The sequence below is a fragment of the Streptomyces sp. NPDC043867 genome, assembly GCF_056435845.1.
Window position 1 is genome coordinate 140,888 of record NZ_JBWKDS010000005.1, and the last position, 19,728, is coordinate 160,615.

At 73.6% G+C, this 19,728-nt stretch carries 14 protein-coding genes; 6 read left to right on the forward strand and 8 right to left on the reverse strand.

The window, feature by feature from the left end; translation table 11 throughout:
- Positions 1–48: 48 nt before the first annotated feature.
- The 5 genes from rbsK to AC069T_RS07135 form a co-directional block, all read right to left on the reverse strand.
- Positions 49–951 carry a ribokinase gene (gene rbsK / locus AC069T_RS07115; protein WP_478781759.1) on the reverse strand — a complete coding sequence of 301 codons (903 nt, stop codon included), beginning with the start codon at positions 949–951 and terminating at the stop codon, positions 49–51.
- On the reverse strand, positions 948–2,330 hold the full coding sequence (locus AC069T_RS07120; protein WP_478781760.1) for an ADP-ribosylglycohydrolase family protein: 1,383 nt from the start codon (positions 2,328–2,330) through the stop codon (positions 948–950). Before AC069T_RS07120 ends, rbsK begins: the two co-directional genes overlap by 4 nt.
- On the reverse strand, positions 2,318–3,481 hold the full coding sequence (locus tag AC069T_RS07125) for an ADP-ribosylglycohydrolase family protein (RefSeq protein WP_478781761.1): 1,164 nt from the start codon (positions 3,479–3,481) through the stop codon (positions 2,318–2,320). The genes AC069T_RS07120 and AC069T_RS07125 overlap by 13 nt, the downstream gene beginning before the upstream one ends.
- A gap of 7 nt (positions 3,482–3,488) precedes the next feature.
- On the reverse strand, positions 3,489–4,808 hold the full coding sequence (locus AC069T_RS07130; protein ID WP_478781862.1) for an ADP-ribosylglycohydrolase family protein: 1,320 nt from the start codon (positions 4,806–4,808) through the stop codon (positions 3,489–3,491).
- A 128-nt stretch (positions 4,809–4,936) separates the two neighbouring features.
- Positions 4,937–6,052, reverse strand: a complete 1,116-nt coding sequence (locus AC069T_RS07135) for an ADP-ribosylglycohydrolase family protein (protein ID WP_478781762.1) — start codon at positions 6,050–6,052, stop codon at positions 4,937–4,939.
- 311 nt (positions 6,053–6,363) lie between these two features.
- Here AC069T_RS07135 and AC069T_RS07140 point away from each other — a divergent pair, with 311 nt between their 5' ends.
- From AC069T_RS07140 to AC069T_RS07150, 3 genes are all read left to right on the forward strand, one after another.
- Positions 6,364–7,095, forward strand: coding sequence for a VIT1/CCC1 transporter family protein (locus AC069T_RS07140; RefSeq protein ID WP_478781763.1), 732 nt, complete (start codon positions 6,364–6,366; stop codon positions 7,093–7,095).
- 395 nt (positions 7,096–7,490) lie between these two features.
- Positions 7,491–12,083, forward strand: coding sequence for a glutamate synthase large subunit (gltB, locus tag AC069T_RS07145; RefSeq protein WP_478781764.1), 4,593 nt, complete (start codon positions 7,491–7,493; stop codon positions 12,081–12,083).
- Positions 12,076–13,536, forward strand: coding sequence for a glutamate synthase subunit beta (locus AC069T_RS07150; protein ID WP_478781765.1), 1,461 nt, complete (start codon positions 12,076–12,078; stop codon positions 13,534–13,536). The genes gltB and AC069T_RS07150 overlap by 8 nt, the downstream gene beginning before the upstream one ends.
- A gap of 120 nt (positions 13,537–13,656) precedes the next feature.
- Here the strand turns inward: AC069T_RS07150 and AC069T_RS07155 are convergent, their stop codons facing one another.
- A complete protein-coding gene (locus tag AC069T_RS07155) occupies positions 13,657–14,553 on the reverse strand; it encodes a chitosanase (RefSeq protein ID WP_478781766.1) in 897 nt (298 codons plus the stop codon).
- 190 nt (positions 14,554–14,743) lie between these two features.
- Between AC069T_RS07155 and AC069T_RS07160 the strand changes: the two genes are divergently transcribed.
- Together AC069T_RS07160 and AC069T_RS07165 are read left to right on the forward strand one after the other, a co-directional pair.
- The gene (locus AC069T_RS07160; RefSeq protein WP_478781767.1) at positions 14,744–15,463 is read left to right on the forward strand and encodes a vWA domain-containing protein; all 720 of its coding nucleotides are present in this window, start codon (positions 14,744–14,746) and stop codon (positions 15,461–15,463) included.
- On the forward strand, positions 15,460–16,011 hold the full coding sequence (locus AC069T_RS07165; protein WP_478781768.1) for a HutD/Ves family protein: 552 nt from the start codon (positions 15,460–15,462) through the stop codon (positions 16,009–16,011). The genes AC069T_RS07160 and AC069T_RS07165 overlap by 4 nt, the downstream gene beginning before the upstream one ends.
- Positions 16,012–16,620: 609 nt before the next feature.
- Here the strand turns inward: AC069T_RS07165 and AC069T_RS07170 are convergent.
- Positions 16,621–17,601, reverse strand: coding sequence for an acyl-CoA dehydrogenase family protein (locus AC069T_RS07170; protein ID WP_478781769.1), 981 nt, complete (start codon positions 17,599–17,601; stop codon positions 16,621–16,623).
- Positions 17,601–18,746 carry an acyl-CoA dehydrogenase family protein gene (locus AC069T_RS07175; RefSeq protein ID WP_478781770.1) on the reverse strand — a complete coding sequence of 382 codons (1,146 nt, stop codon included), beginning with the start codon at positions 18,744–18,746 and terminating at the stop codon, positions 17,601–17,603. Before AC069T_RS07175 ends, AC069T_RS07170 begins: the two co-directional genes overlap by 1 nt.
- 181 nt (positions 18,747–18,927) lie before the next feature.
- On the opposite strand from AC069T_RS07175, the gene AC069T_RS07180 reads away from it, so the two are divergent.
- Positions 18,928–19,719 carry an SDR family oxidoreductase gene (locus AC069T_RS07180; RefSeq protein ID WP_478781771.1) on the forward strand — a complete coding sequence of 264 codons (792 nt, stop codon included), beginning with the start codon at positions 18,928–18,930 and terminating at the stop codon, positions 19,717–19,719.
- Positions 19,720–19,728: the final 9 nt, after the last annotated feature.

Sequence of the window (19,728 nt, forward strand, 5' to 3'; positions counted from 1 at the left end):
CTGCCGTGTGCCGCCCCGGTCCGCTCGGGCCGTGTTCCTGGCGGGCGCTCACGACGCGGGCCGCGACGCCTGGGCGTCGATCTCGGAGCGGTAGGGCATCGAGGACGAGGCGCCGGCCCGCTGCACCGACAGCGCGGCGGCGGCCGAGGCCCAGGCGAGGGCGGACCGCATCGGCCTGCCCTCGCCGAGCGCGACGGCCAGGGTGCCGACGAAGGTGTCGCCCGCGCCGGTGGTGTCCACGGCGGTCACCCGCGGCACGGGGACACTGATCGGGTCGTGATCCCGCGCGACGTACAGGCAGCCCGCCGCGCCGAGCGTCACGATCACGGCCGGGACCCGTGCGAGCAGGGTCTTGGCCGCCTCCCGGGGTTCGATGACCCCGCCGAGTGCGGCGGCCTCGTGCTGGTTGGCCACCAACAGGTCGACGGAGTCGAGGAGTTCGGGTGGCAGCGGCTGGACGGGGGAGGGGGTCAGGACCGTGCGGACGCCGTGCCCGCGTGCGGCCTCGGCGCCCGCGACGACAGCGGCCAGCGGGATCTCCAGCTGGAGCAGGAGCGCGTCGGCGGCGGCGATGAGGGCCTCGTCGCCGGGGGCGAGATGGTCGACGGTGCCGTTCGCGCCCGGGATGACGACGATGGCGTTGCCTCCCTCGTCGTCCACGACGATGTGGGCGGTGCCGGACGGGCCCTCGGCGGTGCGCAGGTGGTCGGTGTCCACGCCGGAGTGTTCGAGGGTGGACCGCAGTCCGGTGCCGAAGGCGTCCTGGCCCACCGCGCCGATCATCGAGACGTCGGCGCCCGCGCGGGCCGCGGCGATCGCCTGGTTGGCGCCCTTGCCGCCGGGGACCGTGCGGAACTCCCGGCCCGTCACGGTCTCGCCGCGCTGCGGGGCCTTGGCGACGTACGTGACGAGGTCCATGTTCGTGCTGCCGAGTACGGCGATGAGAGTCATGGGCGGCAGGCCTCCTGGTGGCTCTGGCGGTGGGTGAGCTGGGCGAGGGTGTCGAAGCCGACGCCGTTGAAGTCGGCGATCGAGGTGGCCAGCCGGTTCTTGAGCGGAGCGGTCCACCGCTCGGGGAGGGCGGCGGGGTCCCCGGCCAGCAGGCCCGCGACGCTGCCCGCCGTCGCGCCGTTGGAGTCCGTGTCCCAGCCGCCCGACACGGCACGGCAGACGGAGCCCGCGAAGTCCCCGTCCGCATGGGTGAGGGCCGCGGCGATCAGGGCGGTGTTGGGGACGGCGTGGACCCAGTGGTAGGCGCGGTGCGCGGCATGCAGTTCGTCGACGACGGCGTCGAAGTCCTCGGTCGTACGGGCGAGCCGGACGGCGTGACGGACGGCTTCGGCCAGCCGGGAGCCGGCCGGGACGACGGCGAGTCCCGCCCGCAGGCACGTGTGGACGTCGCCGTTGCCGCCCGCCGCCGCGGCGAGGGCCGCCGCCGCGAACATCGCCGCGTACACCCCGTTCGCCGTGTGGGTGAGGGTGGCGTCCCGGTGGGCCTGTTCCGCGGCGGCCGCCGGGTCACCGGGGTTCGTCCAGCCGTGGACGTCCGCGCGGATCAGGGCGCCGATCCACTCGCGGAAGGGGTTGCGGTGGCGGGCCGTGCGCGGGGGCTCCACGCCGGCGAGGAGGTTGCGGTACGCGACGCGCTCCGCGGTGAACGTGCGGCCCGCGGGGAGTTCGTCCAGCCACAGCCGCGCCACGTCGGCGGTGGTGAACCCGCGGCCGTACCGCTGGAGCAACAGCACGTTCAGCACGGGGTAGTTGAGGTCGTCGTCCTCCGGCATGCCGTCGATGTTCTCGGCGAGTGAGGTGGGCGCGGAGCGCTTGTTCCAGGGGTGGGCCGTCGCGAGTTCCGCGGGGACTCCGCGGGCCGTGAAATAGGTGCTCAGCGGCCAGTTGCCGGTGGCGCGGGCCAGTTCGCGGATTCCCCGCAGGGGGAGTTTCTCCACCGGTTTGCCCAGCAGGCAGCCCGCGGCCCGGCCGAGCCAGGCGGCTTCCAGCCGGCGGGGGCCGGCCGCGGCGGGTGCGGGACCGGCCGGATCCCGTGCGGGCCAGTCCGGGCAGCGGTCCCTGATCCGTCCGAGGCCGGTCGGTTCCCGGTCCGCCAGGGCGCCGGGCAGGTCGGCCAGTTCGTCGAGCAGGTCCTCCGCGAGGACGCGCAGATACGGGGAGGCCGGTGTCGGCGAGGCGCCTGCCCGGGCGGGCGCCTCGGGTCCGCCCGCCGCCCGCCAGCGGGCCGTGACGGCCGCGGTCTCGCGGCCGTCCTGCGCGGCCTGGCGCAGCTCGTGGCCGAGGAGGTCCTCGGGCTGGACCCAGGTCAGCCGGAGCACGGTGCCCCCGTGAGCGCGGCGAACGCCGCCTCGTGGGCCCTTCGGCGCCGGACGTCCCGGTCGAAGATCTCGCGGGTGACCTCGGCGAGGGTCGTCGCGGGTGCGTGCAGGTCGAGGCGGCTCGACTCCGCGACCGTCTTGGACCAGTCGCGGGGGACCTCGGAGCCCAGGGCGCCTGCGAGGGCACCGGCCATGGTGGCGATGGAGTCGCAGTCCCGGCCGTAGTTGACGCAGCCCAGCACGGCGTGCCGGTAGTCGCCGCCGGCGACCAGCAACATGCCCAGCGCGACGGGGAGTTCCTCGATGGCGTGCAGGCGGGAGGGGCGGCGGGCGCCGAGCGAGGGGGCGCGGTAGTCGGGGCCGACGGTGTCGAAGGGGGCCACGGCCTCCCGCAGCGGGCGGAGCGCCGACTCGAAGTCGGTGTGCCGGACGGCGACTTCGCAGACCGCCTCGACGGCGGCTCGCGTGCCGTCCTTGGCCAGGGCGAGGCAGGCGTCGACGACCGAGGCCGGGCTGGCCCCCGGCGCGCACGCCGCGGCGACCGCCGCCGCGAAGACGCCCGCCGCCTCACGGCCGTACGACGACTGGTGGGCACCGGCGACGTCGAGCGCCTCGGCGTACGCGGCGGCGGGGTCGGCGGCGTTGACCAGGCCGACCGGGGCCATGTACATCGCCGCACCGCAGTTGACGATGTTCCCGGTGCCGGCCTCGCGCGGGTCGGCGTGCCCGTAGTGGATCCGGGCCACCAGCCACTTCTCGGCGAGGAAGATCCGCTGGAGGGGGAGGGCCTCGGCCTCCAGTTCGGGGATCCAGCGGGGCGTGCCCATGAGGTCGGGGACCAGGTGCCCGGCGACCGCGTAGGCGTCGAGGTGGTCGCGGACCGTGGCGTACACCCGGACCAGGGCGTGGGTCATCAGGGTGTCGTCGGTGACGTGTCCGTCACCCTTGTGGTACGGGGCGATCGGGCGGGCGGTGCGCCAGGTGTCGCCGTTCCAGGGGCCGACGACGCCGTGCACGCGGCCGCCGTGGCGTTCGAGGATCTGCTCGGGGCTGTACCCCTCGACCGGTCCGCCTAGGGCGTCGCCGACGGCGGCGCCGACGAGGGCCCCGGTGATCCGTTCTTCGAGGGTTTCCGTGGTTGTGGGCGTCATGCCCGAATCATCCTCCTGGTGCGCTCAGTTCCGTGGCTGCCAGGAGTCCGGCGAGTTCCACCAGGTCGGTGCCCGTGAGGCGGGGCAGGGCGCAGCCGGAGAGGGTGCGGCAGGCGTCGCGCCAGGCGGCGGGGATCGTGTCGCCGCCGCCGAGCGCGCCGGTCAGGGCGCCGGCCAGGGCCGGGGCGGAGTCGGCCACCCGGGACAGGCACGCGGCGGCCGGCACCGCCTCGGCGATGCGGCCCCGCGCGGCGGTCGCGAGGGCGAGGGCGACGGGGACGGTCTCGGCGGCCGCGATGCCGTAGCTGTAGACGTGGTCGACGATCTGGTGCTCCAGCAGGGGTACGAGACCGAAGGTGCTGTCGGCGCCCCGCGCGAGGGTGATCGCGTGCCGCGCGTTGCGGCCGATCTCCGTCGCCGCCGGCAGCTCGGCGAGCGCGGCCGTCACGCAGGCGTCGACGTGCGCGCCGGTCAGGGCGAGCGCGACGGCCGCGGCCATGGCGCGGGCGCCGTGCACGCCGTCGCCGTCCTGGGTGTAGCGGGCGTCGAACTCGGCCAGCTCCGCGGCGAGTCGGGGGTCGCCCGGGTGGGCCACGGCGAGCACGCAGGCGCGTACGCAGGCGGCGTCGTCGAAGTAGTGGGGGTTGTCGTGGCCGGTGGCGGGCGGGCGCAGGCCGGCGGCGAGGTTGCCGAGGCCGGCCCGGACCGAGATCCGGGCGCGCAGCGGCAGTACGGCCGACTCGACCTCCGGGGCGCGTTCGGCCGCGGCGGCCACCTCGCCGGCGACGGCGTTCCACGCCAGGTCGATCGCCGCGCGCATCCGGCGCTCCCGGCTGAGGTCGCCGAGGGCGCTGCCGTCCCCGGCCCGCAGGACCGCCTCGGCCGCGAAGGCGGCCCATTCGGCGTCGTCCGAGGGGCCGAGCCGCAGGGGTTCGGGCGGCTGGTTGAGGGCGATGGGCACGGGCAGGGTGGTGGTCGCGTTCTGCTCCGCGAACGTGTCCAGTTCGCGGGTGAGCCGCCGCGTCCACTCGGGCATGCGGGCGGCCCGGTGCCGGGCGGCCGGCCATCCCGCGGCGTCCCCCGCGGCCAGCCCGAGCAACAACCCCTCGATCCGCCGCACCGCGACACCGGCCCCGCCCGGGGGACCCTCCACGAGGAGGCTCGCGGGCCGCACGGCGAGGCTCAGGTGCTGGACGTCGGGGGCCGCGGGCTCGTCCCCGTGGCTCGGGGGCCGGACACCGAGGGGCGCCACTGAAACCGTGCGCGCGGAGTCGGTGGGGGCGGACGTCTTCTGGGATGCCGGCGACGGCGTGACGGCGGCACCCACGGCGGGCGCGTCACCGCCCTCCGAGGGCTCCGTGTGCGTCCGCGTGCCGGAGAGAAACGCCGTCCGCGTCTGGTCACCGGGCGCCGAGGCGGCGTCCTCGCGGGGTTCGTCCCCCACCAGACCGGGGGTCACGGCCGTACCTCGCCGGTGATCACGTACGTGTGCGGGTCGGGGCGCAGGTGCGTGCCGCCGGGGTCGTCGAGCGGTTCCCGGGGTGCGGGGCCGGGCCCCGCGGTCCACTTCTCGTCGTCCTCCGGGGTCAGCAGCTCCGCCACGTCCAGCACATGATGGCCCGCCATCGAGGGAAGGCAGCTGCCGAGCGCCGGGCCGATGGCCGCGGCCCACTCGGCCGGAATGGCGGCGGCGCCCCGAGTGGCACCGGCCAGCGCCCCGGCCACCGCCGCCGTGGTGTCGGCGTCGCGGCCCATGTTGACCGCGGTGAGCACGGATTCCGTGAAGTCGCCGTCGGCCGCCGCGTACGCGCCGAAGGCGAGGGCGACGGCCTCCGGGGCGAGGTCCGTCCACGGGTAGCCGCCGATGACGACCGCCGAGCGGACCGCGCGCTCGCCCCGGTGGGCGACCGCGACCGCGCGCCGCAGCGACCGGGCCGTCCAGGAGTCGTCCGGGACCACGGCGAGGGCGCAGGCCACCACGGCGATGGTGGGAGCGCCGGTCATCGCCGCCGCGACCCCGGCCGCCACCGCCTGCCCGCCGTAGATGCCCTCCCCCTCGTGGCTGACCGAGCCGTCGATCGCCACCAGGCGGGCCGCCTCGGCCGGGCGGCCCGCCGCGAAGACGCCGAAGGGTGCCGCGCGCATCGCGAGACCGTCGCTCCACGCGTGCCGGTGCTGGGCGGAGATGGGTGCCGCGAGCCCCCGGCGCAGGTTCTCCAGCGTGCCCCGCTCGCTGAACCCGGCGCCGCGGAACGGCCCCTCGTCCCGGTCCGCGATCCAGTGGTGCCAGGCCGTCTCCACATGGGCCGCGGTGAGTGCCGAGCCATGGCGGGCCAGCAGCAGTCCGGAGAAGATCGCGTACTCGGTGTCGTCGGTCCCGGCCGGGTGCTCGGCGACGTACCCGGTGATACGGCCCCACCGCGCCCGGATCTCGGACGGCTTCATGTTCTCGGCGGGTGCCCCGAGCGCGTCCCCGACGGCGAGCCCGAGCAGCGCACCGCGCGCCCGGTCCCGCAGGCGGGCGGCGTCCTGGGGCGGCGGTACCGAGGGAACGCAGGCGATGGGAGCCATCCGGTGCCTCTTCTCTCCCGGCTCCGGTCACAGCGCGGAGCCACAGCGCGGAACCGTGTGCGGCACCACGGGGCGGAACCGTGCGCGGAACCCTTTGCGGATCTGTCCCACCGGAACGGCCCGGCACGGCCTCAAGGCCCGCAGCGTCACCCGGTCGACAGCTGCGCGCGACCCGCCACGGATGAGCGCCGACGGGCAAAGGCGCAGGTTAGCGCAGCCTTTCCTTGCTGGCGGGCAGGAAATTCAAGGCGTACCTTTGCTGTTGTCGAAAAGTAGAACCCGTCCAAAAAAGAGCCTGCTGGGGGACCGAGATGGCCATCATCGACACCGAAGCCGCACTGCACGAGGCGCACCGCGACAACCACACCCACCGCGACGTCAACGGCGGCTGGCTGCGCCCCGCCGTGTTCGGCGCGATGGACGGACTCGTCTCCAACCTCGCCCTGATGACGGGTGTCGCCGGCGGATCCGTCGCGCACCAGACGATCGTCATCACCGGTCTCGCGGGACTCGCGGCCGGCGCCTTCTCGATGGCCGCGGGCGAATACACCTCCGTCGCCTCCCAGCGCGAGCTGGTCGAGGCGGAACTGGCCGTCGAGCGCCGTGAGCTGCGCAAGCACCCGCAGGACGAGGAGCGCGAGCTCGCCGAGCTGTACGAGGCCCGTGGTGTCGAGCCCGCGCTGGCGAGGGAGGTGGCCAGGCAGCTCTCGCGCGATCCCGAGCAGGCGCTGGAGATCCACGCGCGCGAGGAACTGGGCATAGACCCGGGCGACCTGCCCTCGCCGTCCGTCGCCGCCGTCTCCAGCTTCGGCTCCTTCGCCCTGGGCGCCCTGCTCCCCGTCCTGCCCTTCCTGCTGGGTGCGACCGCCCTGTGGCCCGCGCTGCTGCTCGCGTTCGTCGGACTCTTCGCGTGCGGCGCGCTTGTTGCCAAGGTGACCGCGCGTTCCTGGTGGTACAGCGGTCTGCGGCAGCTGGCCCTCGGTGGCGCCGCGGCGGGTGTGACGTACGTCCTGGGCAGCTGGTTCGGTACGGCCGTAGGATGAGGCCCGGTGCACTTATGCGAAGGGCTGCATAACTAGTCGTTACCCGGCGGTTTCGAACGCTTAACCACCGGGCATGACCCGTAAGCGCGTGGGCAATGAGGCCCGCGCCGCACCCTGCGTGACCGGCGAAGCCGCCTGCCGCGCCCGGGCCCGAGGACATCGATCTGTCCGGATGGGTTCCCCACACTTCACCGCCGTGCGCGGTACCCCCGCCGCCACCGCGGTGTCCGCATGCTGAAACGGAGTATCCGGTTCCCGAGAACCACTCCATCATGTAACCTGCACGAAATTTTGCACTCCACCGCAGAGGGCCAACGTCGTCCCTCGGCAATCGCTCCCCCAGAGCCTCAAGAGCCTGGGAGGTGCCCCCAGCCACGACGACGACGGGAGAGCCGATGCGTACGCCGCGCCAGCCGTCCCAGCACTCCGCGAATGGCCAGAACTGGTCCTTCATGGATGCTCGCCCTGCCGCGCAGGGTATGTACGACCCCCGCAACGAGCACGACGCCTGCGGCGTCGGCTTCGTGGCCACCCTCACCGGCGAGGCGAGCCACGCGCTGGTCGAGCAGGCGCTCACGGTTCTGCGCAACCTGGAGCATCGCGGTGCCACCGGCTCCGAGCCCGACTCGGGCGACGGCGCCGGCATCCTGTCCCAGGTCCCGGACGCCTTCTTCCGCGAGGTCGCCGGGTTCGAGCTGCCCGAGGCCGGTTCGTACGCGGTCGGCATCGCCTTCCTGCCGGAGGACAGCGCCCACGCCGTCTCACAGATCGAGACGTTCGCCGCGGAAGAGGGCCTCACCGTCCTCGGCTGGCGCGACGTCCCCGTCGCCCCCCAGCTGCTCGGCGCCACCGCGCGCTCGACGATGCCCGCCTTCCGCCAGCTCTTCGTGGCCGGACAGGACGCCGCCACCGGCATCGACCTGGACCGCAAGGCATTCGTGCTGCGCAAGCGCGCCGAGCGCGAGGCCGGTGTCTACTTCCCGTCCCTGTCGGCCCGCACCATCGTCTACAAGGGCATGCTGACCACCGGCCAGCTGGAGCCCTTCTTCCCGGACCTGTCCGACCGCCGCTTCGCCTCCGCGATCGCGCTCGTGCACTCCCGGTTCTCCACGAACACCTTCCCCAGCTGGCCGCTCGCCCACCCGTACCGCTTCGTCGCGCACAACGGCGAGATCAACACGGTCAAGGGCAACCGCAACTGGATGAAGGCCCGCGAGTCGCAGCTCGTCTCCAGCCTGTTCGGCAGCGAGAAGCTCGACCGCATCTTCCCGGTCTGTACGCCGGACGCCTCCGACTCGGCGTCCTTCGACGAGGTCCTGGAACTGCTCCACCTCGGCGGCCGCTCCCTGCCGCACTCCGTGCTGATGATGATCCCGGAGGCCTGGGAGAACCACGCCTCCATGGACCCGGCCCGCCGCGCGTTCTACCAGTACCACGCCACGCAGATGGAGCCCTGGGACGGCCCCGCCTGCGTCACCTTCACCGACGGCACCCAGGTCGGCGCGGTCCTCGACCGCAACGGCCTGCGCCCCGGCCGCTACTGGGTCACCGACGACGGCCTCGTCGTCCTCGGCTCCGAGGTCGGCGTCCTCGACATCGACCCCGCGAAGGTCGTCCGCAAGGGCCGCCTGCAGCCCGGCCGCATGTTCCTCGTGGACACCGCCGAGCACCGCATCATCGAGGACGACGAGATCAAGGCCGCCCTCGCCGCCGAGAACCCGTACGCGGAGTGGCTGGAAGCCGGCGAGATCGAGCTGTCCGACCTGCCCGAGCGCGAGCACATCGTGCACACGCACGCCTCGGTCACCCGCCGCCAGCAGACCTTCGGCTACACCGAGGAAGAGCTGCGCGTCATCGTCGCGCCGATGGCCAGGGCCGGCGCCGAGCCGATCGGCTCGATGGGCACCGACACGCCGATCGCCGCGCTCTCACAGCGCCCGCGGCTGCTCTTCGACTACTTCACGCAGCTGTTCGCGCAGGTCACCAACCCGCCGCTGGACGCCATCCGCGAGGAGCTCGTCACCTCCCTGCGCTCGTCGCTGGGCCCGCAGGGCAACCTGCTCGAGCCGACCGCCGCGTCCTGCCGCAGCGTCACCCTGCCGTTCCCGGTGATCGACAACGACGAGCTGGCCAAGCTCATCCACATCAACGCCGACGGCGACATGCCGGGCATGAAGGCCGCGACGCTGTCCGGCCTGTACCGGGTCTCCGGCGGCGGCGACTCGCTGGCCGCCCGGCTCGAGGAGATCTGCACGGAGGCCGACGCCGCCATCGGCAACGGCGCCCGGCTGATCGTCCTGTCCGACCGGCACTCGGACGCCGAGCACGCGCCGATCCCGTCGCTGCTGCTCACCGCGGCCGTCCACCACCACCTCATCCGCACCAAGCAGCGCACCCAGGTGGGCCTGCTGGTCGAGGCCGGCGACGTCCGCGAGGTCCACCACGTGGCCCTCCTCATCGGCTACGGCGCCGCCGCCGTCAACCCCTACCTGGCGATGGAGTCCGTCGAGGACCTGGTCCGCGCGGGCACGTTCCTGGAGGGCATCGAGCCCGAGCAGGCCATCCGCAACCTGATCTACGCCCTCGGCAAGGGCGTCCTGAAGGTCATGTCCAAGATGGGCATCTCCACCGTCGCCTCCTACCGCGGAGCCCAGGTCTTCGAGGCCGTCGGCCTGGACCAGGCCTTCGTCGAGAAGTACTTCAGCGGCACCGCGACGAAGATCGGCGGCGCCGGTCTCGACGTCGTCGCCAAGGAGGTCGCCGCCCGCCACGCCAAGGCGTACCCGGCCTCCGGCATCGCGCCCGCGCACCGCGCCCTGGAGATAGGGGGCGAGTACCAGTGGCGCCGCGAGGGCGAGCCGCACCTGTTCGACCCGGAGACGGTCTTCCGCCTCCAGCACTCCACGCGCACCCGCCGCTACGACATCTTCAAGAAGTACACGGACCGCGTGAACGAGCAGTCCGAGCGCCTCATGACGCTGCGCGGCCTGTTCGGCTTCACCTCCGGCCGCGAGCCGATCTCCATCGACGAGGTCGAGCCGGTCAGCGAGATCGTCAAGCGCTTCTCCACCGGCGCCATGTCGTACGGCTCCATCTCCAAGGAGGCGCACGAGACCCTCGCCATCGCCATGAACCAGCTGGGCGGCAAGTCCAACACCGGTGAGGGCGGCGAGGACGCGGACCGGCTGTACGACCCGGCCCGCCGCTCGTCGATCAAGCAGGTCGCCTCCGGCCGCTTCGGCGTCACGTCCGAGTACCTGGTCAACGCCGACGACATCCAGATCAAGATGGCGCAGGGCGCCAAGCCCGGCGAGGGCGGCCAGCTGCCCGGCCACAAGGTCTACCCGTGGGTCGCCAAGACCCGGCACAGCACCCCCGGCGTCGGCCTGATCTCCCCGCCGCCGCACCACGACATCTACTCCATCGAGGACCTGGCCCAGCTGATCCACGACCTGAAGAACGCGAACCCGCAGGCGCGGATTCACGTCAAGCTGGTCTCCGAGGTCGGCGTCGGCACGGTCGCCGCGGGTGTCTCCAAGGCGCACGCGGACGTGGTGCTCATCTCCGGCCACGACGGCGGCACCGGCGCCTCCCCGCTGACCTCCCTCAAGCACGCGGGCGGCCCCTGGGAGCTCGGCCTCGCCGAGACCCAGCAGACGCTGCTGCTCAACGGCCTGCGCGACCGCATCGTCGTGCAGACCGACGGCCAGCTGAAGACCGGCCGCGACGTCGTCATCGCCGCGCTGCTCGGCGCCGAGGAGTTCGGTTTCGCGACCGCGCCGCTCGTCGTCTCCGGCTGCGTCATGATGCGCGTCTGCCACCTGGACACCTGCCCGGTCGGCATCGCCACGCAGAACCCGACCCTCCGGGACCGGTTCGCCGGCAAGGCCGAGTACATCGTGAACTTCTTCCAGTTCATCGCCGAAGAGGTCCGCGAGATCCTCGCCGAGCTGGGCTTCCGCTCCATCGAGGAGGCCGTCGGCCACGCGGACGTGCTCGACGTCACCCGCGCCGTCGACCACTGGAAGGCGCAGGGCCTGGACCTGTCCCCGCTGTTCTACGTGCCCGAGCTGCCCGAGGGCGCGGCGCTGCACCAGGTCATCCAGCAGGACCACGGCCTGGAGAAGGCGCTCGACAACGAGCTGATCAGGCTCGCCGGCGACGCGCTGGCCGCGAACTCCGCCACCGACGCCCAGCCGGTCCGCGCCCAGGTCGCGATCCGCAACATCAACCGCACGGTCGGCACCATGCTCGGCCACGAGGTGACGAAGAAGTTCGGTGGCGCGGGCCTGCCCGACGACACCATCGACATCACCTTCACCGGCTCCGCGGGCCAGTCCTTCGGCGCCTTCCTGCCGCGCGGTGTCACGCTGCGCCTGGAGGGCGACGCCAACGACTACGTCGGCAAGGGCCTCTCCGGCGGCCGGGTGATCGTCCGTCCCGACCGGGGCGCCGACCACCTCGCCGAGTACTCGACGATCGCGGGCAACACGATCGCGTACGGCGCGACGAGCGGCGAGCTCTTCCTGCGCGGCCGCACCGGCGAGCGCTTCTGCGTCCGCAACTCCGGTGCCACGGTGGTGTCCGAGGGCGTGGGCGACCACGGCTGCGAGTACATGACCGGCGGTCACGCGGTCGTGCTCGGCGAGACGGGCCGCAACTTCGCGGCCGGCATGTCCGGCGGCGTCGCCTACGTCATCGACCTGCACCGCGACAACGTGAACGTGGGCAACGTGAACGCCGTCGAGGCCCTCGACGACACCGACAAGCAGTGGCTGCACGACGTGGTGCGCCGCCACCAGGAGGAGACGGGCTCGACCGTCGCCGAGAAGCTCCTGGCCGAGTGGGACACCGCGGTGGGCCGCTTCAGCAAGATCATCCCCAGCACGTACAAGGCAGTGCTCGCCGCCAAGGACGCCGCCGAGCGAGCCGGTCTCTCCGAGACCGAGATCACCGAGAAGATGATGGAGGCGGCGACCAATGGCTGATCCCAAGGGCTTTCTCAACCACGGGCGCGAGGTCGCCAGGTCCCGCCCCGTCGAGGAGCGCGTCAGGGACTGGAACGAGGTCTACGTCCCGGGCTCGCTGCTGCCGATCATCCCCACGCAGGCCTCGCGCTGCATGGACTGCGGCATCCCGTTCTGCCACAACGGCTGTCCGCTCGGGAACCTGATCCCCGAGTGGAACGACTACGCCTACCGCGAGGACTGGCAGGCGGCCTCGGAGCGCCTGCACGCGACCAACAACTTCCCCGAGTTCACCGGCCGCCTGTGCCCGGCGCCCTGCGAGTCGGCCTGCGTCCTCGGCATCAACCAGCCCGCCGTGACCATCAAGAACGTCGAGGTCTCGATCATCGACAAGGCGTGGGACACCGGGGACGTCGCCCCGCAGATCCCCGAGCGCCTCAGCGGCAAGACGGTCGCCGTCGTCGGCTCGGGACCGGCGGGTCTCGCCGCCGCCCAGCAGCTCACCCGGGCCGGTCACACGGTCGCGGTGTACGAGCGCGCGGACCGCGTCGGCGGCCTCCTGCGGTACGGCATCCCCGAGTTCAAGATGGAGAAGCGGCACATCAACCGGCGCATCGAGCAGATGCGCGCGGAGGGCACCCGCTTCCGTACCGGCATCGAGATCGGCCGCGACCTCAAGGCGACGGACCTGCGCAAGCGGTACGACGCCGTGGTCGTCGCCGCCGGCGCCACCACCGCCCGTGACCTGCCCGTCCCGGGCCGCGAACTGAGCGGCATCCACCAGGCGATGGAGTACCTGCCCCTCGCCAACAAGGTGCAGGAGGGCGATTTCGTGACGCCCCCGATCACCGCCGCGGGCAAGCACGTCGTCGTGATCGGCGGCGGTGACACGGGCGCCGACTGCGTGGGCACCGCCCACCGTCAGGGCGCCGCCTCCGTCACGCAGCTGGAGATCATGCCGAGGCCCGGCGAGGACCGCGCCCCGCACCAGCCGTGGCCGACCTTCCCGATGCTCTACAAGGTCACCTCCGCGCACGAGGAGGGCGGTGAGCGGGTCTACTCCGTCAACACCACCCACTTCGAGGGCGACGAGGACGGCAACGTCCAGTGGCTGCACCTCGTCGAGGTCGAGTTCGTCGACGGCAAGCTGACCCAGAAGCCGGGCACGGAACGCAAGATCCCCGCTCAGCTGGTGACGCTGGCGATGGGCTTCACCGGCACCGACGTCCAGAACGGCCTGGTCTCGCAGTTCGCCCTCGACCTCGACGAGCGCGGCAACATCGCCCGCGACGGCGACTACCAGACCAACGTGCCCGGCGTCTTCGTCGCCGGTGACGCGGGCCGCGGCCAGTCGCTCATCGTGTGGGCCATCGCGGAGGGCCGCTCGGCCGCCCGCGGGGTCGACCGCTTCCTGACCGGTGCCAGCGACCTGCCGGCGCCGATCCGCCCGACGGACCGTTCCCTGATGGTCTGAGAGCCGGACGCTCCACCCCCACAGACGTCCCGTACAAAGGCGTACGGAACTGAACGCGGCGCCTGCCCCGTCCCCGACCGGACCTGGGCGGGCGCCGTGGTGCGTCCGCGCCCGGGCCGGCTACTCCACCCTGTACGGCTCCCCGTACACCCTCCACTCCAGCGGGGTGTCGAGGTCCAGGTTGCCGTCGTAGAGGAAACGGCGCTGGGCGGTGTCGATGCGGGTCGTGTCGCGGTGGTCGGGAGAGGACTTCATGGCGCGACGCCGGACGTCGAGGAAGATGTCGAGGTACTCCTTCTCGGAGCCGCCCTCGGCCGGGGTGTCCGCCTCCGCGACGGCCCGCTCGCGCAGGCCGTCGAAGCCGTCGGGGCCGCGGCCCGCGCCGTGCATGACCATCGCGTCGTAGTAGACGAACTGCCCGAGCGTGCCGAGGCCGTCGCGCTCGGCGCGCCGGACCGCCGGACGGAAGTACACGCGGTCCCGTTCGGCGTCCTGGACCCGGCGGAACGCCGCGACGCGGGCCTCCGCCCGCCAGGCAGCCGTGAACCCCGGGCCGAGGCCGCGGTGGGAGTCCGTGCCGTCGACCTCGCGCAGCGCGGGGAGGTAGCGGGCGAGGGGGTTGCCGGGGCGGCCCCTCGTGTAGCGCTCCACCACGGTCAGCAGGTCGTGGGTGCCGGAGCAGAAGCCGACGATGCCCGCGGTGTAGCCCCGCCCGTCGCCGATGTCCTCGATGTAGCCGTACTGTCCGCGCCAGTCGAGCGTGGAGTTCTCGGCACTCGACACCAGCTGCTGGGCCAGTTCCTTCTTCTCCGGCGCGGCGAGCCCGGCCTGCCGGCGGGCGGTCCGCCCACCGCCGCCCGCCGGTCCCGCCGTCGTGCTCCCGGGCCCGGCGTGCCGTGAAGCGGTGGCCCGGCCCTTGTCGTGCTGCGTGCCGGGGTGACCGGGCGGCGCGCACGAGACGGCCGCCGCGGCCACGAGAGGGACGGTGGCCCACAGCAGGCCGACGGCACGTTTCATGCCGCACAGGGTACGGCGGGACCGGGCACGGAGGCGGACCGGGCCGGGCGCCGCCGGCCGCGAGGCAGCGGACCCGGCCCGGAACAGCGAACGCAGGCGGGAGGGGTGGGGGCGGGGCCCGGGTGACGTGGGCACGGTGACGTAATCTCGGCACCGCGTCACCCGACGACGCCCCGGGAAGGGAGCCCGCATGGCCGGAATCAGCCTCACCGAGGTGGCGGAGACGGCGCCCGCCCTGGTCAGCCTGTACAAGACCGCGGGGCTCTCCCTCACCAGGAACGGGCTGGAGGGACAGCGGGCCGCCGTCTACCTCGTCGTCGACCACTCGGGCTCGATGAAGCCGTACTACAAGGACGGCAGTGTGCAGGCGCTCGCCGACCGCGTGCTCGGTCTCGCGGCGCACTTCGACGACGACGGGACGGTCCCGGTCGTCTTCTTCTCGACCGGCATAGACGCCGTCACCGACATCGCGCTCGCCGGGCACCGGGGCCGCATCGAGCAGATCGCGGCGGGGCTCGGGCACATGGGCAGGACCAGTTACCACCTGGCGATGGACGCGGTCATCGACCACTACCTCGACAGCGGCTCCACGGACCCGGCCCTCGTCGTCTTCCAGACCGACGGCGGACCGGTCAACAAGCTCGCCGCCGAGCGGTACCTGTGCAAAGCGGCGAAACTGCCGCTGTTCTGGCAGTTCATCGGTTTCGGCGACCCGGGCAGCAGGCAGTTCGAGTTCCTGCGCAAGCTCGACGAACTCGCCGTACCGCAGAAGCGGGTCGTCGACAACGCCGGTTTCTTCCACGCGGGCCAGGAGCCGCGCGAGGTCTCCGACGCGGAGCTGTACGACCGCCTGGTCGGCGAGTTCCCGCAGTGGCTGGCGGCGGCACGGGCGCGGGGGATCGTCCGGTGATCCGGCCGCTGCCCGCCGCCGGGCGGGTTGCCGTGCCCTGGAAGGACGGCGGCGGCGTCACGCGCGAGATCGCGGCCTGGCCGCCGGGCGCGGACATGACGGACTTCGTCTGCCGGGTGAGCCTCGCCGAGGTCGGCGCGGACGGACCGTTCTCCGCGTTCCCCGGCGTCGACCGCACCCTGACCCTCGTCGAGGGCGCCGGGATGGACCTGACGGTGGGCGGCGAGCGCCGGCTCGTCGACACGCGCCACGCCCCGCAGGACTTGCGCGGTGACGAGCCGACCCACTGCCGGCTCATCGCCGGGCCGGTGGTGAACCTCAACGTCATGTGGAGAAGGGACGGCGGCCGTCCCGCCCCGACCGTCGCGGTGGTACGCGGCACACTGCCCCTGACCGCCGCGCCCGCGCTGGTCGTCGCGCTCGACGGGAGCGCCGAGGTGGCGGGGGCGACGCTCGGCCCCTACGACGCGGTGCTGCTGACCGGCGCGCACACCGTCCTGCGCGCGACGGGCCGCACGGCCGTCCTCGGCAACGTGCCGCGGGACTGACAGCCTCGGGCCGTCCTCGGCAACATGCCGTGGGACTGACAGCCTCGGGCCGTCCTCGGCAACGTGCCGTGGGACTGACGGCCTCGGGCCGTCCTCGGCAACGTGCCGTGGGACTGACGGCCTCGGGCCGTCCTCGGCAACGTGCCGCGTGACTGACGGCCTCGGGCCGTCCTCGGCAACGTGCCGCGTGACTGACAGCCCGGAGCCGTCCTCGGCAACGTGCCGTGGGACTGACAGCCTCGGGCCGTCCTCGGCAACGTGCCGCGTGACTGACAGCCTCGGGCCGTCCTCGGCAACGTGCCGCGTGACTGACAGCCTCGGGCCGTCCTCGGCAACGTGCCGCGTGACTGACAGCCCGGAGCCGTCCTCGGCAACGTGCCGCGGGACTGACGGCCTGACAGCCCCGGGGGATCCGCCCGGTCGTCGACTCCCGCGCCGTCCGGGGCGCCGGGTCGCCCCCTCCCGCCGGCTGCGCGCCCGGCCTGCCCGCGCCGCCCTGTACGGGCCGGGGAGGCTGCGCGCCCGGCCTGCCCGCGCCCCTTACGGGCCGCGCCCCGTAAGGGCCGGGGGCGCGGATCCCGGCGCCGACGGGGGAGCAGCACCGGGAACTCACCGGCCGCGGCCACCCCCACCGAGGACAGCGGCCCGGCACTCGGACGGCGTCCCCCACGCAGTCCGCAGGGCGCGGGCCCTGGTCAGCCACAGCGAGAGGTCGTACTCCGCGGTGTAGCCGATCGCGCCGTGCAGCTGGAGGGCCGCCCGTGCCGTCGCGTACGCGCTCTCGCAGGCCATGACCTTGGCGGCGGCCACGTCGGCGGGGTCCATGGTGACGGCGGCGCCGAACAGCAGCGGGCGGGCGAACTCCAGGGCCGTCTTGGCGTCCGCGAGCCGGTGCTTGACGGCCTGGAACGAGCCGACGGGAACACCGAACTGGGTGCGCCGCCCCACGTACGCGACGGTCCGCTCCAGCAGCGCCAGACCGGTACCCAGGGCCTGGGCTGCGGTGGCGAGCCGGGCCCAGACGAGGGCGCGGGCGCTCGCGCGGGTGACGCAGGGACCTGCCGCGAGCAGCTCACCGCCCGGCAGCGGGCGGGTCAGCGGGCGGGCCCGGTCCAGGGAGCCGTGCACCGGACCGTGCCCGGGGGCCGCCCGCAGCTCGTCCCCGGACACCACCAGGATCACCTCGGCCGCCTCACCGTCCAGCACGCATGCGTCCCCGAGCGCCAGCGTGGCGAGGGTCCCGCCCGACACCAGCGCCGGCAGCAGACGCCCGGCCGGCCCCGGGGCGCCGAGCTCCGCCAGCAGGACGGCCGCCGACGCCGTCTCCACCAGCGGCCCGGGAACCCCGTGCCGCCCCAATTCGACGAACGCCACCGCGAGTTCCACGGGAAGCGGGCCGACCCCCTCGTACGTCTCGGACACCGGCAGCGCGAAGACGCCCGCATCGGCGAGCCGGGACCACAGGGCGCGGCCCGGCGTGCGGTCGCCCGCACCCCAGGCCCGGACGACGGCGGGTGTGTCCGCGGACGTCAGCATCGCGTCGAGCGAGCGGGCGAAGGCACGCTGCTCGGCGTCGAGGAGGAAACGCATCAGCGGCGGCCCTTCGGCAGGCCGAGCAGCCGCTCGGCGACGATGTCGCGCTGGATCTCGTTGGTGCCGGCGTACAGCGGGCCGGCCAGCGCGAAGACGTACCCCTGCGCCCAGCCGGTGCCGGCCGACTCCCCGTCCGCGCCCAGCAGATCGAGCGCCGTCTCGTGCAGCGCGATGTCGTACTCGGACCAGAAGAGCTTGTTCAGACTGGACTCCGCTCCGAGCGCCTCGCCCGCGGCGAGACGGGACGCCTGGGCGCAGGCGAACAGCTGGTAGGCGCGGGCGCCGATCACCGCGTCCGCCACCCGGTCCCGCAGGGCGGTGTCCGCCGGATCGGCATGGGCGCGCCACAGCGCGGTCAGCCGGCCGGCGGCGGCGAGGAAACGGCCGGGGGAGCGGAGCGTCAGACCGCGTTCGTCGCCCGCCGTCGACATGGCGACCCGCCAGCCGTCGCCCGGCTCGCCGATCACGTCCTCGTCCGGCACGAAGACCTCGTCCAGGAAGATCTCGGCGAAGGCGGGTTTCCCGTCGAGGCGGCCGATGGGCCGGACCGTGACACCGGGCGCCCGCAGACCGAACATCAGATACGTCAGCCCCAGGTGCCGCTTCGGCGCGGCCGTGTCGCTGCGGAACAGTCCGAACGCCCGGTCCGCGAACGCCGCCCGCGACGACCACGTCTTCTGCCCGCTCAGCAGCCAGCCCCCGTCGGCGCGCACCGCGCGGGAGGTGAGCGAGGCCAGGTCGGACCCCGCCTCCGGCTCGGACCACGCCTGCGCCCAGACGGTCTCGCCGCGGGCCATGGGAGGAAGCACGCGGGCTCGCTGCTCCTCGGTGCCGTGGGCGAAGAGCGTCGGGGCGAGCAGGCTGACGCCGTTCTGGCCGACCCTGCCCGGGGCGCCGGCCGCGTAGTACTCCTCCTCGAAGACCAGCCACCGGAAGACGTCCGCGTCCCGGCCGCCGTACCGCGCAGGCCAGGACACCACCGACCAGCGGTCCGCGGCCAGTTCGGCCTCCCACGCGCGGTGCGCGGCGAAGCCCTCCGCGGTCTCCAGGGAGGGCAGCGGCGCCGGCGGGACGTGGCGCGCGAGCCAGGCCCGGGCCTCCGCGCGGAACGCCTCGTCGGCGGGGGAGTGCGTGAGGTCCATGGACGGCACCCTTCGGTGGCGGGCTCGCGGCGGCGGGTATCGGGGCGTTGGCCTGTATCGGGTGTTGGTGGCCGCGGGACGGCGGCGGTCACGGGACGACGGAAGCAGCGGGACGACGGAAGCCGCGGGACGATCACGGCGCGACTTCCCTAACAAGTGTTTGGTAGGTTAGCTTGGAGGCATGAGCGACGTCGAGAGCCCGGCGTACGTGCCCGGGCACGGGCTGCTGAGGGACCGCACCGCCGTCATCACCGCCGCGGCGGGCGCCGGCATCGGCGGGGCCACCGCACGCCGCTTCCTGGAGGAGGGCGCGCGCGTGCTGATCAGCGACGCGCACACACGCCGCCTCCAGGAGACCGCCGCCGCCCTCGCCGAGGAGTTCGGCGCCGCGCCCGTGGCCGCGCTGCCCTGCGACGTCACCGACGAGACCCAGGTCCAGGCCCTCTTCGACGCCGCGACCGCACTCCACGGCCGCGTGGACGTCGTCGTCAACAACGCGGGCCTGGGCGGGACTTCACCCCTCGTCGACATGACCGACGAGCAGTGGTCGAAGGTGCTCGACGTGACACTGACCGGCACGTTCCGGTGCACCCGGGCCGCACTGCGGCGGTTCGCGGTCCACGGCCGGGGCGGAGCGGTCGTCAACAACGCCTCCGTCATCGGCTGGCGCGCCCAGGCCGGGCAGGCGCACTACGCGGCGGCCAAGGCCGGGGTCATGGCGCTCACCCGGTGCGCGGCCGTGGAGGCCGCCGCCCACGGGGTCCGGGTCAACGCCGTCGCCCCGAGCCTCGCGATGCATCCGCACCTGGTGAAGGTGACCACCCCCGAACTCCTGGCGGAACTCACCGCCCAGGAGGCCTTCGGACGGTACGCCGAGCCCTGGGAGGTGGCCAACGTGATCGTCTTCCTGGCGTCCGGCTACTCCTCGTACATGACCGGCGAGGTCGTCTCCGTCAGCAGTCGGCATGCGTAGGACGAAGAG

Coding starts and splice junctions, on each gene's coding strand:
- AC069T_RS07180 (WP_478781771.1), top strand. CDS start 18,928: ATGAGCGACGTCGAGAGCCCGGCGTACGTGCCCGGGCACGGGCTGCTG.
- AC069T_RS07150 (WP_478781765.1), top strand. CDS start 12,076: ATGGCTGATCCCAAGGGCTTTCTCAACCACGGGCGCGAGGTCGCCAGG.
- AC069T_RS07175 (WP_478781770.1), bottom strand. CDS start 18,746: ATGGACCTCACGCACTCCCCCGCCGACGAGGCGTTCCGCGCGGAGGCC.
- AC069T_RS07125 (WP_478781761.1), bottom strand. CDS start 3,481: ATGACGCCCACAACCACGGAAACCCTCGAAGAACGGATCACCGGGGCC.
- gltB (WP_478781764.1), top strand. CDS start 7,491: ATGCGTACGCCGCGCCAGCCGTCCCAGCACTCCGCGAATGGCCAGAAC.
- AC069T_RS07155 (WP_478781766.1), bottom strand. CDS start 14,553: ATGAAACGTGCCGTCGGCCTGCTGTGGGCCACCGTCCCTCTCGTGGCC.
- AC069T_RS07170 (WP_478781769.1), bottom strand. CDS start 17,601: ATGCGTTTCCTCCTCGACGCCGAGCAGCGTGCCTTCGCCCGCTCGCTC.
- AC069T_RS07160 (WP_478781767.1), top strand. CDS start 14,744: ATGGCCGGAATCAGCCTCACCGAGGTGGCGGAGACGGCGCCCGCCCTG.
- AC069T_RS07135 (WP_478781762.1), bottom strand. CDS start 6,052: ATGGCTCCCATCGCCTGCGTTCCCTCGGTACCGCCGCCCCAGGACGCC.
- rbsK (WP_478781759.1), bottom strand. CDS start 951: ATGACTCTCATCGCCGTACTCGGCAGCACGAACATGGACCTCGTCACG.
- AC069T_RS07140 (WP_478781763.1), top strand. CDS start 6,364: ATGGCCATCATCGACACCGAAGCCGCACTGCACGAGGCGCACCGCGAC.